The organism is Nocardia higoensis NBRC 100133, from assembly GCF_000308595.1.
Classification (GTDB): domain Bacteria; phylum Actinomycetota; class Actinomycetes; order Mycobacteriales; family Mycobacteriaceae; genus Nocardia; species Nocardia higoensis.
In genome coordinates this window covers 18,338-35,848 of sequence record NZ_BAGA01000024.1, presented here as the reverse complement: position 1 = coordinate 35,848, position 17,511 = coordinate 18,338, and the positions used below count along the sequence as shown (strand labels likewise).

General features: G+C 72.3%; 1 protein-coding gene and 1 pseudogene. Both read right to left on the bottom strand.

Going from position 1 to position 17,511, the window contains the following annotated elements; all coding sequences use genetic code 11:
- Window positions 1-8,164: non-ribosomal peptide synthetase (locus ON26_RS03305; RefSeq protein ID WP_157171768.1), on the bottom strand; the 8,164-nt coding region annotated here is incomplete at its 3' end.
- Between the two features lie 178 nt (window positions 8,165-8,342).
- Window positions 8,343-17,492, bottom strand: a pseudogene (locus tag ON26_RS03300) (non-ribosomal peptide synthetase); the annotation flags it as partial.
- Between the last annotated feature and the right edge of the window lie 19 nt (window positions 17,493-17,511).

The following is a 17,511-nucleotide window of genomic DNA, read 5'->3' as shown; positions in this document are numbered from 1 at the left end:
CCTGGGTGGCGATCAGCGAATTGCCGCCGCGGGCGAAGAAGTCGTCGTCGGCGCCGACGGGTTCGGAGGTGCTCAGCGCCTCGGCGTACAGCGAGGCCACCAGCTCTTCCAGCCTGCCGCGCGGGGCGCGGAAGGTGCTGACCCGCAACACCGGAGCGGGCAGCGCGGCGCGATCCAGCTTGCCCGCGGGGGTGACCGGGATGGTGTCGAGCACGGTGATCGCGGCGGGCACCATGTGCCGGGGCAGCGCGCGGGCCGCGGCGGCCAGCAGTGCGTCGGCGTCGATGTGCGCGCCGGCGACGGGGTGCACGTAGGAAGCGAGAATCGTGCTGCCGTTGTCGAGTTCGTGGCCGACGGTGACCGCGAAATCCACCTCCGGCTGCGCGCTCAGCGCGGCGTCGATTTCGCCCAGCTCGATGCGGAAGCCGCGGATCTTGACCTGGAAGTCGTTGCGGCCCAGATATTCCAGTTCACCTGCCGCGGTACGGCGGACCAGGTCGCCGGTGCGGTACATGCGCGTGCCGTCGGCGGCTGTAGTAGCGAAGGGGTTGGCGACGAAGCGGGTGGCGGTGAGCACCGACCGGTCGCGATAGCCGCGGGCCAGGGCGGGACCGGCGATGTAGAGCTCGCCGCTGACCCCGGCCGGCACCGGGCGCAACCGCCGGTCCAGCACGTAGGCGGCCGTGCCGCGAATGGGCGCGCCGATGGTGATCGGGGCGTCGGGCAGCATCGGGCCGGTCGCCGAGGCGACCACGGTGGCCTCGGTGGGGCCGTAGGCGTTGTGGAACGCCAGCGCGCCCGACTCGATCGCAGCGGCCCAGCGCCGCACCAGTTCCGGCGGGCAGGCCTCGCCGCCGGTGATCAGCACGCGCAACTCGTCCAGGCCGTCGGGGTCGAGGCCGGCCAGCGCGGCGGGGGTGACGAAGGCATGGGTGACCCGCTCCCGGCGCAGCACCTCGGCCAGGTCGCCGCCGCCGAACACGCTGGGGGCGACCACGACCATGGTCGCGCCCGCGCCGACGGCCAGCAGCAGTTCCAGCACCGAGGCGTCGAACGACGGCGAGGCGAAGTGCAGGGTGCGGGCGTGCGGCGACAGCGCGAAGCGCTCGCGCAGTTCGTCGGCCAGGGCGGCCAGCCCGGCGTGGGTGACGGTGACGCCCTTGGGGGTTCCGGTGGAGCCCGAGGTGTAGATGACGTAGGCCGGGTGCCCCGGATGCAGCGGGCGGCGCCGGTCGGCGTCGGTGAGCGGCCTGGTGTCGAAACGGGCCAGGCGCGCGACGAAGGCGATGTCGTCGAGCAGCAGCCAGCGCACCCGCTTGGGCAGCGCGGCCACCTCGTCGCACACGGTGAGGCCGAGCACCGCGCCGGAATCGGCGAGCATGTGCGCGATCCGCTCGGCCGGGTAGGCCGGATCGATGGGCACGAAACCGGCGCCGGTCTTGGCGACCGCCCAGATGGCCAGCACCGATTCCAGCGAGCGCGGGACCGCCACGGCGACAAGGTCTTCCGGGCCTACGCCGCGGTCGACGAGTTCGCGCGCCAGCAGGGTGGAGCGGGCGTCGAGCTCGGCGTAGTCCAGACCGCCGAGCCGTTCGACGGCGTCGGTGAACACCACCGCGAGATTGCGCGGGGCGGCCTCCACGGCCTGAGCCAGCAGCTGCGGCAGCGTCAGGTCGGTACGGACCGCGACCTCGGCCGGGCGCAGGTGTTCGCGATCGAGATCGTCGAGCAGGTCGATATCGCCGACCGGCTGCGCGGGATCGGCGGCCACCTCGGCGACCAGCCGTGCGAAGCGATGGGCGAAGCCCTGCACGGTGACGGTGTCGAAGATGTCGGTGGCGTAGGTGAGCGCCGCGCCCAGCGGACCGGGCGTGCCGTCGGGGTTCTGCCGCGGCTCGACTTCCAGCAGCAGGTCGAACTTGGCGGCCAGCGGGCCGGAATCCATGGCGGTCACGGTGAGGCCCGGCAGTTCGAGCACCGGCTTGGTGAGGTTCTCGAAGCCGAGCACCACCTGGAACAGCGGGCTGCTCGTGCCTGCCCGGTCCGGGGCCACCGCGTCGACGACCCGCTCGTAGGGCAGTTCGGCGTGGTCGAAGGCGGCCAGGTCGGCGTCGCGCGCGGTCTCGATGAGCGCGACGAAGCTCGCGTCGACGTCGACCTCGGTGCGCAGGGTGAGCGTGTTGACGAACATGCCGACCAGGTCGTCGAGGGCGCGTTCGCCGCGACCGGCGACCGGCGTGCCGATGGCCACGTCGGATTCGCCGCCGAGGCGGGCCAGCAGCGCGGCGAGCGCGGCGTGCACGACCATGAACAGCGAGGCGCTGTGCTCGCGGGCCAGCGCGGCCAGCGCGGCGTGCACCTCGGCGGGCAGTTCGAAGCGCACCGACGCACCGCGGGCGGCGGCACCGGCGGCCCTCGCGCGGTCCGGGGTCAGGATCGGGCCGGGGCGCAGGCCGTCGAGCCGCTCACGCCAGAAGGCGAGCTGGCGCGCCGCGCGCGAATCCGGGTCGTCCTCGGCGCCCATCACCTGGCGCTGCCACAGCGCGTAGTCGGCGTACTGGACGCGCAGCGGCTCCCACACGGGCTCCTGCCCGGCCGAGCGGGCGGCATAGGCGGTCACCAGGTCGCGGGCCAGCGGGGCCAGCGAGGCGCCGTCGGCGCAGATGTGGTGGGTCACCAGCACCAGCAGATGCTTGTCCGGCACACCGCCGTTGAGCAGGGCGATGCGCACCGGCACCCGCTCGGTGACGTCGAAGCCCGAGGTCATCAGTTCGATGACCCGCCCCATGATGTCGCGGGGCCGTTCGACGCGCAGGCCGCCGGGCAGCACCTCGTCCAGCGGCAGGATCTCCTGATAGGGCAGTTCACCCGCGCCGGCCGGGTAGCGGGTGCGCAGCACCTCGTGGCGTTCGAGCACGTCGTCGACCGCGCCGCGCAGCGCCTCGACATCCAGGGCGCCCGCGATCTGCAGGGCGAACGGGATGTTGTAGGCCACCGAGGACGGATCCATCCGGTTGAGCACCCACATCCGCTGCTGCGCCAGCGACAGCGGCACCGTCGCCGGGCGCGGGCCCGCGGTCAGCGCGACGCGACCGCCGCCCGCACCGGACGAGGCGGAGCCCGCCCCCGGCACGATGCGCTGTGCCAGCGCGGCGACGGTGGGCGCCTGGAACAGCGCGCGCACGTCGAGGGCGGCGTCGTGGGCCTCGTTGAGCCGGGCGATCACCCGGGTGGCCAGCAGCGAATTACCGCCGAGGCCGAAGAAGTCGTCGTCCAGGCCGACCTCCTCACGACCGAGCAGCTCGGCGTACACGCCCGCCACCGACTGCTCGAGATGCGTGACCGGGGCGCGGAAGCTCCTGGTCTCGAAGACCGGGTCGGGCAGCGCCTTGCGATTCAGCTTGCCCACCGCGCTCAGCGGGAACTCGTCGAGCACCACGATCGCCGCGGGCAGCATGTAGTCCGGCAGGCTCGCGGCCAGTCCGGCGCGGACGGTGTCGACGTCGACCGCGGTGAACGAGTTCGCGGTGACGTAGCCGACCAGCTGCTCGCCGAGTTGCGGATCGGTGCGCACCAAGGCCACCGCGTCGCGCACGCCCGGCTGGGCCCGCAGCGCGGCCTCGATCTCGCCGAGTTCGATCCGCAGGCCGCGCAGCTTCACCTGGAAGTCGCTGCGCCCCAGGTACTCCAGTTCGCCCGCACGGTTCCACGACACCAGGTCACCGGTGCGGTACATACGCGAGCCGGGCGGGCCGAAGGGATCGGCCACGAAGCGGTCCGCGGTGAGATCCGGCCTGGACAGGTAGCCGACGGCCAGCTGATCGCCCGCCAGATACAGCTCGCCGGTGAATCCGGGCGCCACCGGGTGCAGGCGCGCGTCGAGCACGAACACCGAGGTGTTCCACACCGGGCGGCCGATCGGCACCGACGCCACATCGGCATCGGTGACCTCGTGATAGGTCACGTCGACCGCGGCCTCGGTGGGCCCGTACAGATTGTGCACGCGGGCGCCGGTCAGCTCGCGCATCCGCTGCGCCGTGGACGCGGGCAGCGCCTCGCCCGAGGCGAACACCTGCCGCAGGCTCGACACCCCGGCCCGCAGCTCGGGGCTGTGCTCGGCGAGGGTCGCGACGAACACCGCCAGCATCGGCGGCACGAAATGCACGGTGGTGACCCGGTGTTCGGCGATGAGCCGGGCCAGGTAGACCGGATCGCGATGACCGTCCGGGGCGGCGACGACCAAGCGGGCGCCGGTCTGCAACGGCCACAGGAACTCCCACACCGACACGTCGAAGGTGGCGGGCGTCTTCTGCAACACCGCGTCGTCCGGGCCGATCGGGTACTGCGCCTGCATCCACAGCAGCCGGTTCACGATCGCGGCCTGACTCACCGCGACGCCCTTGGGGCGACCGGTCGAACCGGAGGTGAAGATGACGTAGGCGATATCGGCGCCGGTGGCCGCCCGCGGCCGCTCGGCCGGGGTGATCGGACCGTCGGGCACGCCGTCGAGATCCAGCGCGTCGATGGCGATGCGCGGCGCGGTGGACGCGGACGGGCCCGCCATCAGGGCCGCGTCGGCGCGGGTGGTCAGTACCAGGGCCGGATCGGCGGTTTCGAGGACCGCTTCCCGGCGTTCGGCGGGCTGCTGCGGATCGAGCGGCACGAATCCGGCGCCCGATTCGAGCACCGCGTACATGGCCACGACCAGGTCGACCGACCGCCGGATGCCCAGCGCCACCAGTGCGCCCGGCCCGACGCCGGACAGCAGCAGCGCCCTGGTCAGGCGGTGCACACGGGTGCCGAACTCGGCGTAGGTCAGCGTCTCCTGCTCGCCTGCCACGGCGATCAGCCGCGGGTCCGAGGCCAGGCGCGCCTCGAACAGATCGACCAGCGTGGTCTCCGGCACCGGGTAGGCGGTGGCGTTCCACTCGGTGAGCACCGCGTGCCGTTCGGCGTCGGAGAGCAGGTCCAGATCACCCGCCACGTTGTGCATGCTCGCGACCATGGCCGAGAGCACCCGGCGGTAGCGCTCGGCGAAGGCGCGGATGGTGTCGAGCTCGAAAAGATCAGCGGCGTAAGCGATCTCGGCGGCGATGCTGGCCGGGGTGCCGTGCTGATCGGCGGACTCGGCCAGCGTCAGCTGCAGATCGAATTCGGCCAGCGGACGCGCCGAGGTGACGCCTTCGACGGTCAGGCCGGGCAGATCCAGCGCACCCAGGCGCAGGTTCTGGAAGGTCAGCATGACCTGGAAGAGCGGGTGGTGCGCGGTCGAGCGCGGCGGGTCGATGAGCCCGACCAGGCGCTCGAAGGGCAGGTCGGCGTGCTCGAAGGCATCCGCGTCGGCGGCGCGCACCTGGGTGAGCAGCTCGTCGAAGGTGGCCTCCGGGCGCACCGAGGTGCGCAGCACCAGGGTGTTGACGAACATGCCGACCAGGTCGTCGAGCGCGGGCTCGCCGCGGCCCGCCACGGGGGTGCCGATGGCGATGTCGTCGGCGCCGGACATCCGGGCCAGCAGCACGGCCAGCGCCACGTGCGCCACCATGAACAGCGTGACGTTGTGGCGGCGGGCGAGTTCGGCCAGCATGGCGTGGAATTCGGCGTCGATGCCGAAGGTCAGCGTGCCCGCGCGGTAGGAGGCCTCCTGCGGGCGCGGCCGGTCGGTGGGCAGCGTGGACAGCTCGGGCAGGTCGGCCAGCGCGGCGCTCCAGTACGCGCACTGGTCGTTCAGCAGCGAGCCCGGGTCCTCCGCGCCGCCGAGCAGCTCGCGCTGCCACAGCGTGTAGTCGGCGTACTGCACGGCCAGCGGCGTGAAATCCGGCGCGCGGCCCGTCATGCGGGCCTGGTAGGCGAGCATCAGATCACGGGTCAGCGGGCCCATGGAGAAGCCGTCGGCGGCGATGTGGTGCACCACGCAGACCAGCACGTGCTCTCGCGGCGACAGCTCGACCAGCCGCAACCGCATCGGCGGCGCGACGGCCACGTCGAAGCCGGTGCCGATGACGGTGTGCATCAGCTCGGGGACCCGGTCCGGCGCGACCGTCACGACGGGTAACTCGGGTAACGCGCGCGGATCGTCGGCCGCCAGCACCACCTGGGTGCCCTCGCCGTCGACCTCGGGATAGACCGTGCGCAGCACCTCGTGCCGGGCGACGACATCGGCGACGGCCGCGCGCAAGGCCGCCACGTCCAGTTCACCCGAGAGCCGCACGGCCACCGGGATGTTGTTCACGCCGCTGGCGGTGTCGAAGCGGTTCAGGAACCACATGCGCTGCTGGGCGTAGGACAGCGGGATCCGTTCCGGGCGCTCGACCGCGCGCAGCGGCGGGCGGGCCGGGGCGTGCAGTCCCTCCACCAGCGCGGCCAGGCCGGACACGGTGGCCGCGTCGAACATCAGCTTGACCGGGACCTGGACGCCCGCGGCACTGCCGATCCTGGCGACCGCCTGGGTGGCCGACAGCGAGTTGCCGCCGAGTTCGAAGAAGTCGTCGTCGGCGCCGATCTGGATCGGCGCGGCGCCTTCGGGCGCGAGCACCGATGCGAAGACCTCGGCGACGATCCGCTCCATCGGCGTGGACGGTTCGCGATAGGTCCTGGTCGCGAAGACCGGCTCGGGCAGTGCCTTGCGGTCCAGCTTGCCGACGGCGTTGAGCGGCAGCTCGTCGAGCACCATGATCGACGAGGGCACCATGTAGGTCGGCAGCACCTTGCGGATGTGCTCGCTGACCTGGGCGATATCCGGTGCGGTCCCGGCCCGCGCGAGAACGTAGGACACCAGCGCGGTGCTGCCCGAGGGCAGCGTGGCGCCGAGAGTGGCGGCGAAGTCGATGTCGGGGTGCGAGGTCAGCGCGCTGTCGATCTCGCCCAGTTCGATGCGCAGGCCGCGGATCTTCACCTGGAAGTCCGAGCGTCCCACGTACTCGAACGCGCCGTCGGATTCGCGGCGGCGCACGAGGTCGCCGGTGCGGTAGAGCCTGCTGCCCTCGCCGTCGAACGGGTCGGCGACGAAGCTCGCCGCGGTCAGCGCGGCCCGGCCGTGGTAGCCGTGCGCCAGTCCCGGGCCGGCCAGGTAGAGCTCGCCCACCACGCCCGCGGGCACCGGACGCAGCAGGGCGTCGAGCACGTACGCGCCGACCCCGGGCAGCGCCGTGCCGATGGTGATGTCCTCGTCGACGTGCAGCGGTTCGGACACCGACAAGATCACCGTCGTCTCGGTCGGGCCGTAGGCGTTGTGCATGGTGCGGCCGGGATGAGCCCAGCGGCCGACCAGTTCGGGGTTGAGTTTCTCGCCGCCGACGACCAGCGTGCGCACCGAGGTCAGGCCGAACGGATCGACCGATTCCAGGGCCGCGGGAGTCATCATCAGGTGCGTGACGCCGGTGCGCTCGATCAGCGCGGCCAGTTCGGCCCCGCCGTAGACCTCCGGCGGGGCGACGACCATCGTCGCGCCCTGCGGGAAGGTGAACAGCGCCTCCATCAGCGAGAAGTCGAAGCTCGGCGAGCTCAGGTGGGTCACCAGGTCGCCGACCTCGATGCCCAGATTCGCCCCGGCCGCGGCGACGGCCGCGATACCGGTGTGCGGGACCAGCACGCCCTTGGGCATGCCGGTCGAGCCGGAGGTGTAGATCATGTAGGCGGGGTGCGCCGGGGTGAGGGTGCGGACCCGGTCGGCATAGGAGATCGGGTGCGCCGGATGGGCGGCGATGCGCTCGGCGCGCACCGGATCGTCGAGTTCGATCCAGTAGGTCCCGGTACCGAGCACCGGGCGGTGCGCGGAGGTGGTGAGCCCGAACTCGGCGCCGGAATCGGCCAGGATGTGCGCGATCCGCTCGGCCGGGTAGTTCGGGTCGACCGGCACGTAGGTGGCCCCGGTCTTGGCGATCGCCCAGAGCGAGAGCACCGATTCGATCGAGCGCGTGATGCCCATCGCGATGGTGTCGCCGGGGCCGAGATCGCGGCTGATCAGCTCCCTGGCGATCCGTGAGGAGGCTTCGTCGAGTTCCCGGTAGGTGAGCTGACGCCGGTCGGCGGGATCACCGGTCGGGTCGCTGTAGACCGCCACCGCGTCGGCGGCGGACTCCACCGCCGCGGTGAGCAGCTGGGCCAGCAGCGGCGAACCCGACCGGCGGCGGCGACCTTCACGGCTGGAACGTCTCGCTGTTTCCATCGCGCCTGTTCACCTCTCGGGTCGAGCAAAAACCACACCGCACGGCAGCACGTGCGGACCTACACGGCGACCTCGGGCACGCAACAATAACCGCCCGCGATGATCTGCACATCGCTGTGCGCACGCGGTTTATTGCACCCGAGACCCCGGTAGGTTACTCACACCCCTTAACAGACCGTCAGGTCTGGTCGGTGCGGGAGTACCCCACGGCGAGCAGGGCGTCGAGAACCCGGCCGATCACGGACAGCCCCGCCACACCGGTCATCCGCCAATGTGTCGTGGGCACAGCGATATCCCTGATCGGCCCGTCCACGGCCGCGCCCCAGGTGTCCGCGCCGCCTCGTCCGCTGGGATCATCCCCCGCCGCGGCGAAATACACCAGTTCTCCGACGAACGGACGCGGCCGATAGCGCGCGGTCACCTCCGCCGACCACGCGGCGCCCTTCAGCGCGCGGGCGATGCGGCGCTCGCCGAAGGAGGCGAACGGTTCGGGCAACCGCGCCAGCTGTCGCGCCACCGTCGCGACATCGGCGCCCTCCTCGATGGCGGGCCACGCCGCCTCGTCACCGAGCAGGCCGCCCAGCAGCTCGGCCACCGGCACCGGAGCGGAGGTGGCCGCCCCGTCGCCTCCGGACGCCGGGCTCAGGTAGCTGTCCATCATCGCCAGCAGTTCGACCCGCTCGCCCTCGGCCTGCAATCGCACGGCGACGGCATGGGCGAACACCCCGCCCAGCGACCAGCCCAGCAGGTGATAGGGGCCGTGCGGCTGCACCTTCCTGATCTCCGCCAGGTACCGCGCCGCCCACTCCTCGGTCGAACCGGGCAGCGGCTCGTCCGACGACAGGGCAGGCGACTGCACCCCGTAGATCGGCCTGCCGTCGTCCAGATGCGCCGACAGGCCCGCGAAGGACCACGCGAAGCCGCCGTACGGGTGGAAGCAGAACAGCGGCGCGCCCGCACCCGCCCGCAACGGCACCAGCACGTCGAATGCCGAATCGACCGGGACGCCGCCGCTGCGCTGGGCGGCCACCTGCGCGGCCAGCTCCGCCGGGGTCGGCGCGGTGAACAGCCACATGACCGGCATCGCCCCGAGTTCCGCGCCGAGCCGGGAGGCGACGCGCGTGGCCACCAGCGAATTGCCGCCGAGCTCGAAGAAGTTGTCGTCCAGCCCCACCGAGGCGACGCCGAGCGTCTCCGCGAACACCTCGGTGATCCGGCGCTCCAGCGGCGTGCGCGGCGCCCGGTGCGCGCGGGGGGCGAGCCCGGGCCGGGGCAACCGGGCGCGATCGAGCTTGCCGCTGGCGTTCAGCGGCAGTTCGTCGAGCACGACGAAGGCGGCGGGCACCATGTAGGAGGGCAGCAACGCACGCAGATGGGTGCGCAGCGCGTCGAGATCGATTCCCGCCTCGAGGTCGACGGCCGCGCTGTCCGGCGATCCGCTGTCCGGGACCACATACCCCACCAGCGTGCCGCCGAGCCGATCGTCGTCGTGCACGGTCGCCACCGCCTGCCGTACCCGGTGGTGGGCCAGCAGCGCGGCCTCGATCTCGCCGAGTTCGATGCGCAGGCCGCGCACCTTCACCTGCTGGTCGGTGCGGCCGAGGAAGGTCAGCGCGCCGTCCGCCGCGCGGCGGACCAGATCGCCGGTGCGGTACATCCGGGTCCCCGGCGCATCGAACGGGTCGCCGACGAAACGGTCCGCGGTGAGCTCCGGGCGGGACAGGTAGCCGCGGGCGAGCTGCGCGCCCGCGAGATAGAGCTCGCCCGCCACGCCGTCGGGGACCGGATGCAGCCGGTCGTCGAGCACGTAGGCTCGCGCGTTCCACACCGGCGTGCCGATCGGGACCGGACCACTCACCCGCGCGTCCACCGCGGCGTAGGTGGCGTGCACGGTGAACTCGGTGGGCCCGTAGAGGTTGTGCAGCGCCGCGCCGGTCACCCGGCGCGCGGCCGCGACCGTCTCGGCGGTGAGCGCCTCCCCCGCCACCAGCAGGGCGCGCAGCGAGGTCAGTTCGCCGGGCCGGGCGTCCTCGGCGAAGCGGGTCAGCATCGAGGGCACGAACGAGGTGATCGTGACCTGTTCGGCGGCCACGACCTCGGCCAGATAGCGCGGATCGCGATGCCCGTCGGGTTCGGCCACCACCAGCCGGGCGCCCGCCGCCCACGCGCCGAACATCTCCCAGACCGACACGTCGAAGGTGACCGGCGTCTTCCACAGCACCACATCCGCCTCGCCGAGGCGGTATTGCTCGACGAGCCAGTGGATCTGGTTCACCACCGCCGCATGCGGCACCGCGACGCCCTTGGGCTGTCCGGTCGATCCGGAGGTGAACAGCACGTAGGCGGTGCGCGAGGGATGAAGCGGCGCAGAGCGTTCCGCGTCGGTGATCGGGCCGCAGGGATAGGCCGACAGATCGAGCGTGTCCAGGCGCACGATCGGCGCCACGCCGGAGACCGATTCGCCGTCGCCGCCGCGTCGCCCGTCGAGGCCGGGCAGTTCCGTCCCGGTGCGGACGAGCACGCAGTCCGGCGCCGACAACTCCAGCACATACGCCGTGCGCTCGGCCGGATGATCCGGGTCGACCGGCACATAGGCGCCGCCGGCGCGCAGCACGGCGTGCACGGCGACCAGCAGATCCACCGAGCGCGGAATCGCCACCGCCACCCGTGATTCCGGGCCGACGCCGATCGCGATCAGATGCCGCGCGAGACGATTGACCCTGGCGTCGAATTCGGCCCTGGTCGTCTCGGTCCGCCGTGGTGACCGGGGGTCGGACACGAGCGCGACCGCCGACGGATCGAGCCGCGGGCTCCGGGCACCCGGCGGCACAGACGTGGCCTGCTCGCCGGCGGGACGCCGCTCGCCGACCGTCGCGGTCAGCACGGCGCGACGTTCCTGCGCGGAGAGCCATTCGATATCGCCGACCGGGCGGTCCGGCTCGGCGGCGACAGCGGCCAGCACCCGCTCGAAACGGCGCGCGAACGTCTCGATCGTCGCCTCGTCGAAGAGGGCCACCGGGTAGATCAGCCCGCCCTCGATCCCGGCGGGCTCGCCGTCGCCGTCATAGCGGTCGACGAGCGTCGCGTGCAGGTCGAAGGCGGTGTGCAGCGAGCCGTAGTCCACCCCGGAGATGGTGAGCGCGGGCAGTTCCAGCGCCGCGCGCTGCTGGTTCTGGAAGGACAGCAGCACCTGGAAGAGCGGATGCCGTGAGCGCGACCGCGGCGGGTTGAGCACCTCGACGAGTCGTTCGAACGGCACATCGGCATTGGCGAAGGCGGCCAGGTCGGTGTCGCGTTGCCGGGCCAGCAGTTCGCGGAACGGGCACGCCGGGTCGACACCGGTCCGCAGCGCCAGCGTGTTGACGAACATGCCGATCAAATCATCGATCTCGGCTTCGCCGCGGCCGGCGACCGGCGTGCCGATCACCACGTCCCGGGTCCGGGCCCAGCGTCCCAACGCGGCGGCCAGCGCCGCGTGCACCACCATGAACAGCGACGCTCCGGCCGAGCGGGCCAGCGCGCGCAACTGCCGGTGGATGTCCGCGTCCACGCGCAGCGGCACCCGGCGCGCGGCCGACTCGTGGGCGGGCGGACGGGGGCGGTCGAACGGCAGGCCGATCGCGTCCGGCAGGCCGGCCAGCGCCGATCGCCAATAGGCGAGCTGGCGCGCCATCTGCGATTCCGGATCGTTCTCGTCGCCGAGCAGTTCGTGCTGCCACAGGCTGAAATCGGCGTACTGCACCGACAGCGGGCTCCACACCGGCGCCTGCCCTGCGGCGCGGGCCTGATAGGCGGTGACCAGATCCCTGGTGAGCGGGGCCATCGACCAGCCGTCGGCGCAGATGTGGTGCATGACGAAGACCAGCACGTGCTCACCGGCTCGCTCTTCGGCGGCGAACAGCCGAACCCGCACGGGCACTTCGGCGGTGACGTCGAAGGGTGTCGCCAGCACGCGGTCGATGCGGGCGCGCAATTCCTCGAGCGGCGCCCGGCGCACCGCCAGGTCGAGCGGTACCGAAGCCGTCGGGACCACCACCTGGTGGGCCACGCCGTCGGTTTCGGGATAGACCGTGCGGAGCACCTCGTGGCGCTCCATGACGTCGAGGGCGGCCTGCCGCAGCGCCGCGACGTCCAGTTCGCCGCTCAGCCGCAGCACGACCGGGATGTTGTAGGTGATGTTGGTGCCGTCGAAGCGGTTGAGGAACCACATCCGCTGCTGGGCCGGCGACAGCGGCACCCGGGCCGGACGGTCCTTGGCGATCAGCGTCGTCCGCGCGCCCTCCCCCGCCCGTTCCGCCAGCCGCGCGGCGAGCGCGGCCACCGTGGAGGCCTCGAACAGCATCCGCACCGGCACCGCCGTCTCCAACGCGGCGCCGAGGCGGGCGGCGACCCGGGTGGCCACGAGCGAGTTGCCGCCGAGTTCGAAGAAGTCGTCGTCGGCGCCGACCCGGGGCAGGTCGAGCACCTCGGCGAAGACCTCCGCCACGGTCTGCTCGACCGGCGTGGCGGGCGCGCGGAACTCGCGAGCCCGGAATTCCGGTACCGGCAGGGCCTTCCGGTCCAGCTTGCCCGAGGAGTTGAGCGGGAACTCGTCGAGCGCCAGCACCGTCGAGGGCACCATGTAGGCGGGCAGCCTGCGGCGCAAAGCGGTCTTGACGGCCTCGACATCGAAGGCGGCCCCGGCGGTGTCGTTCGTGGTGACGTAGGCGACCAGATGCTCGCCCGCCGAGGCGCCGATCACCCGCACCGCGGCGCGGTCGATCTCGGGCAGATCGAGCAGCGCGGCCTCGATCTCCTCGAGTTCGATGCGCTGGCCGTTGAACTTCACCTGGAAGTCGGTGCGGCCCAGGTATTCCAGCACGCCGTACTCGAAGGGCGCGGACCCGTTGCCCGCGTTGCCCTTCCAGCGCGCCAGGTCACCGGTGCGGTACAGCCGCCCGCCGGGCTCGCCGAAGGGGTCGGCGACGAAGCGCTCCGCGGTCAGATCCGGGCGGGCGTGGTAGCCGCGCGCGGTCTGCACGCCGCCCAGATACAGCTCGCCCGCCACCCCGGGCGCCACCGGACGCAGGGCGTTGTCCAGGACGTAGGCGCGCGAATTCCACACCGGGCGGCCGATGGGCACCGGGGTGATCTTCTCGGCCACCTGCCATGAGGTGGCGTTCACCGTGAACTCGGTGGGCCCGTAGCTGTTGATCAGGACCGCCGGGGTCACCGCGCGCAGCAGGCCGACGACATGCGCGGTGACCGCCTCCCCGCCCACGAAGATCCGCCGCAGCGAGGCGCATTCGGCCGCGGAGGCGGTGGTGGCGAAGACCGCGAGCAGCGTGGGCACGAAGGATGTGATGGTCACCCCGTGCCGCGCGATGGTCCGCGCCAGATAGCGGGCGTCGCGATGTGCCTGTGGCGCGGTGAGGATCACCCGCGCGCCCATCATCAGGGTGGCGAACAGTTCCCACAGCGAGGCGTCGAAGGTGAACGGCGTCTTGTGCATCACCACATCGGTCTCGTCGAGACCGGCCGCCTCGATACGCCAGGCCAGCTGGTTGACCATCGCGGCATGCGGGACCGCGACGCCCTTCGGCCTGCCGGTGGACCCGGAGGTGTAGAGCACGTAGGCGATGTTCTCCGGCCGGAGCGCGCCTCGCCGCTCGGCGGGGTCGATCGGCGCGTCGTCGTAGCCGTCGAGATCGGTGGCGTCGACGTGGATCACCGGGCACAGCGGGGTCCGCAGCTCGTCACGGGTGGTGGTGAGCAGCACCGCGGGCCGGGCGCTGTCGAGCACGTAGCCGGTGCGTTCGTCCGGGTGGTCCGGGTCGATCGGCACGTACGCGCCGCCCGCGGTGAGCGCCGCGTACACCGCGACCAGCATGTCGACCGAGCGGCGCATGCCGACGGCTACCCGGTCGTCCGGGCCGACGCCGAGTTCGATCAGCTTGCGCGCCAGGCGGTTCACCCGCGCGGAGAACTGCGCGTAGGTGAGTTCGGCGGGCAGGTCCGATCGGGCGCCCGGCGGCTCGGCGCCCGGCTGCTCGCTGTCGCCTCGATCGACGAGCACCGCCGTCCGGTCCGGGTACCTGCGCACGCTCTCGGCGAACAGGTCGAGCACGGTGGTGACCGGCGGGACCCGGTGCGTGGTGCGATTCCATTCGCGCAGCACGACCGCGCGTTCGGCCGGATCGAGCACATCGATGTCGCGCACCGCCACCCGCGGCGAGGCGGCGATCACGCGCAGCACCCGCTCGAAGCGCCGCGCCAGGTCCTCGACGGTCGCGTGGTCGAACAGGCTCGTGCGGTAGGCGATCGCGCAGGCGATGCCCTGCGGGACGCCCGCCGCGTCGTAGTCGTCGGCGAGCGTCACCTGCAGGTCGTACTCGGTGTTCTCGGAGTCGAATTCGATCGCCGAGACCGACAGCGCGGGCAGGTCCAGGCGCGGCCTGGTCAGGTTCTGCAGCGCGAACATCACCTGGAACAGCGGATGCCGGGACTGGGAGCGGGCCGGATTGACGACCTCGACGAGACGGTCGAAGGGGATGTCGGCGTGCGCGAAGGCCGCGAGGTCCGATTCCCGTTGCGCCGCGAGGAAGTCGGCGAACGTCGCGCCGGGGTCCACACGGCTGCGCAGCACCAGCGTGTTGACGAACATGCCGACCACGTCGTCGAGCACCTGCTCGCCGCGGCCCGCGAACGGGGTGCCGACGGTGAGGTCGTCGGCGCCGGAGATCTTGCTCAGCAGCACCGCCAACGCGCTGTGCAGCACCATGAACAGCGTGGTGCGCTCCTGCCGCGCGAGGCCCGCCAGGGCGCGATGGACCGCGGCGTCGATCGGGGCGGTCACCACGCGCGCACGGGTGTCGCGCTCGGCGGGCCTGGGCCGATCGAAGGGCAGCGGCAGACTGTCGGGCACGCCGGCCAGCGTGGTGCGCCAGAACTCGAGCTGACGCGCGGCCGGCGACTCGGGATCGGTCTCGTCGCCGAGCACCTCGTGCTGCCACAGACTGAAGTCGGCGTACTGCACCGGCAGCGGGGCGTACCCGGGCTTCTTGCCCGCGACCCGGGCGGCATAGGCGGTCATGAGATCGCGGGTCACCGGGGCCATCGACCAGCCGTCCGCGCTGATGTGGTGCACCACCAGCACCAGCACGTGCTCCGCCGGATCCTCGGCGACCCGGAGCAGGGTGATCCGCAGCGGGACCTCGGAGGTGAGATCGAAGGCCACCGCCATCTCGCGCGCGATCCGCGCCCGCACCTGATCGGCGGGCATCGGCTCCGGTGTCAGGTCGGGCACCACCTGCTCGGCGGCGACGATCACCTGGCGGGCGAGCCCGTCGTGCGCCGGGTAGACGGTGCGCAGCACCTCGTGGCGGGTGATCACGTCGAACAGCGACCGGCGCAGCGCGGGTACCGACAAGTCGCCCGACAGCCGGATGGCGACCGGGATCGTGTAGGACGCCACACCGCTGTCCATCCGGTTCGCCAGCCACATCCGCTGCTGGGCGAGCGAGAGCGGGATGTGTTCCGGGCGCGGCCGGGCGATCAGCGGCGGTCGCCGATCCTGCTCGCCGTCGCGCTCCCCCGCGCCGAGCCGGGCCGCCAGCGCCGCCACCGAGGGCGCCTCGAAAAGCCAGGGCACCCGCACCTCGCTGCCGGTCGCCACGGCCAGCCGGGCGGTGGCCTGGGCCGCGAGCAGCGAATTGCCGCCGAGGGCGAAGAAGTCGTCGTCGGCGCCCACCCGCTCGACGCCGAGCACGTCGGTGAAGATCTTCGCGACCGTCTCCTCGAGCTCGCCGCGCGGCGTGCGGAATTCGATGACGCGCAGGACCGGGGCGGGCAGCGCGGCGCGGTCCAGCTTCCCGACCGGGTTCAGCGGGATCTCGTCGAGGACCGTGATCGAGGTGGGCACCATGTGGGCAGGCAGGCTGCGCTCGGCCAGCGCGGTCAGTTCGCCGGGATCGAGCGCCGCGCCGTCCACGCCGTGCACGTAGGCGACGAGCACGGTGCCGCCGTGGTCGAGCTCGTGACCGACGGTGACCGCGAAATCGACCTTCTCGTGGCCGGCCAGCACCGCGTCGATCTCACCCAGCTCGATGCGGAAACCGCGGATCTTGACCTGGAAGTCGTTGCGTCCCAGATATTCCAGCGCGCCCATCGGAGTCCGGCGCACCAGGTCGCCGGTGCGGTACATGCGCGCGCCTTCGTCGAAGGGGTTGGCCACGAAGCGGGCGGCGCTCAATCCGGGGCGATTGCCGTAGCCACGCGCCAGCGGCGGTCCGGCCAGATACAGCTCGCCGATCGCCCCGGGCGGCGCGAGCCGCAGGCGCGGGTCGAGCACATAGGCCGTCACGGAGCGGATCGGCGCGCCGATCGTCACCGGCTCGTCCGGGCGCAGCGCGTCGCTGATATTGGTCATGATGGTGGTCTCGGTCGGGCCGTACCCGTTGTAGAACTCCCGCACCGAGCCGCTCGGCAGCGGGACCGCCCAGCGCCGCACCAGATCCGGCGGGCAGGCCTCGCCGCCGGAGATCACCACGCGCAGTTCGTCGAGCCCGGCCGGGTCGACGGAGGCCAGGGCCGCGGGGGTGACGAAGGCGTGTGTCACCGCGTACCGCCGCAGGATCGCGGCCAGCTCGGGACCGCCGTACACCGACGGGGCGACCACCACCATGGTGGCCGCGCCGCCGACCGCGAGCAGCAACTCCAGCACCGACGCGTCGAACGACGGCGAGGCGAAGTGCAGTGTGCGCGAGTGCTCGCTCACCCGGTAGCGCTCCTGCTGTTCGGCGCAGAAGTTCGCCAGACCCGCCTGGGTGACGACCACACCCTTGGGCAGACCGGTCGAGCCGGAGGTGAAGATCACGTAGGCCGGATGCTCCGGACGCAGCGTGCGCACCCGGTCGTCGTTGACCACGGGACGGTCCGATTGCCCGGCCACCAGTGCCTCGGTGGAAGGATCGTCGAGCACCAGCCACTCCACCGTGGCGGGCAGGCCCTCGCGCACCGCGCCGACCGTGATGCCGAGCGCCGCGCCGCTGTCGGAGAGCATGTGCGCCACCCGGTCTTCGGGATGGTTCGGGTCGACCGGGACGAAACCGGCCCCCGTCCTGGCCACCGCCCAGCAGGCCAGCACCGATTCCAACGATCGCGGAATGCTCAGCGCGACAAGGTCTTCCGGGCCGATGCCACGGGCGATCAGCGCGCGGGCGAGCCGGGTCGATCGTTCATCCAGTTCCCGATAGGTCGCTTCGCTCAGCACGCCGTCGGCGTCGACGCCGAGCACGGCGAGACCGGACGGCGCGGTGTCGACCGCCCGGTCGAGCAACTGTGGCAGCGTCACCACCCGGGGACGGCGG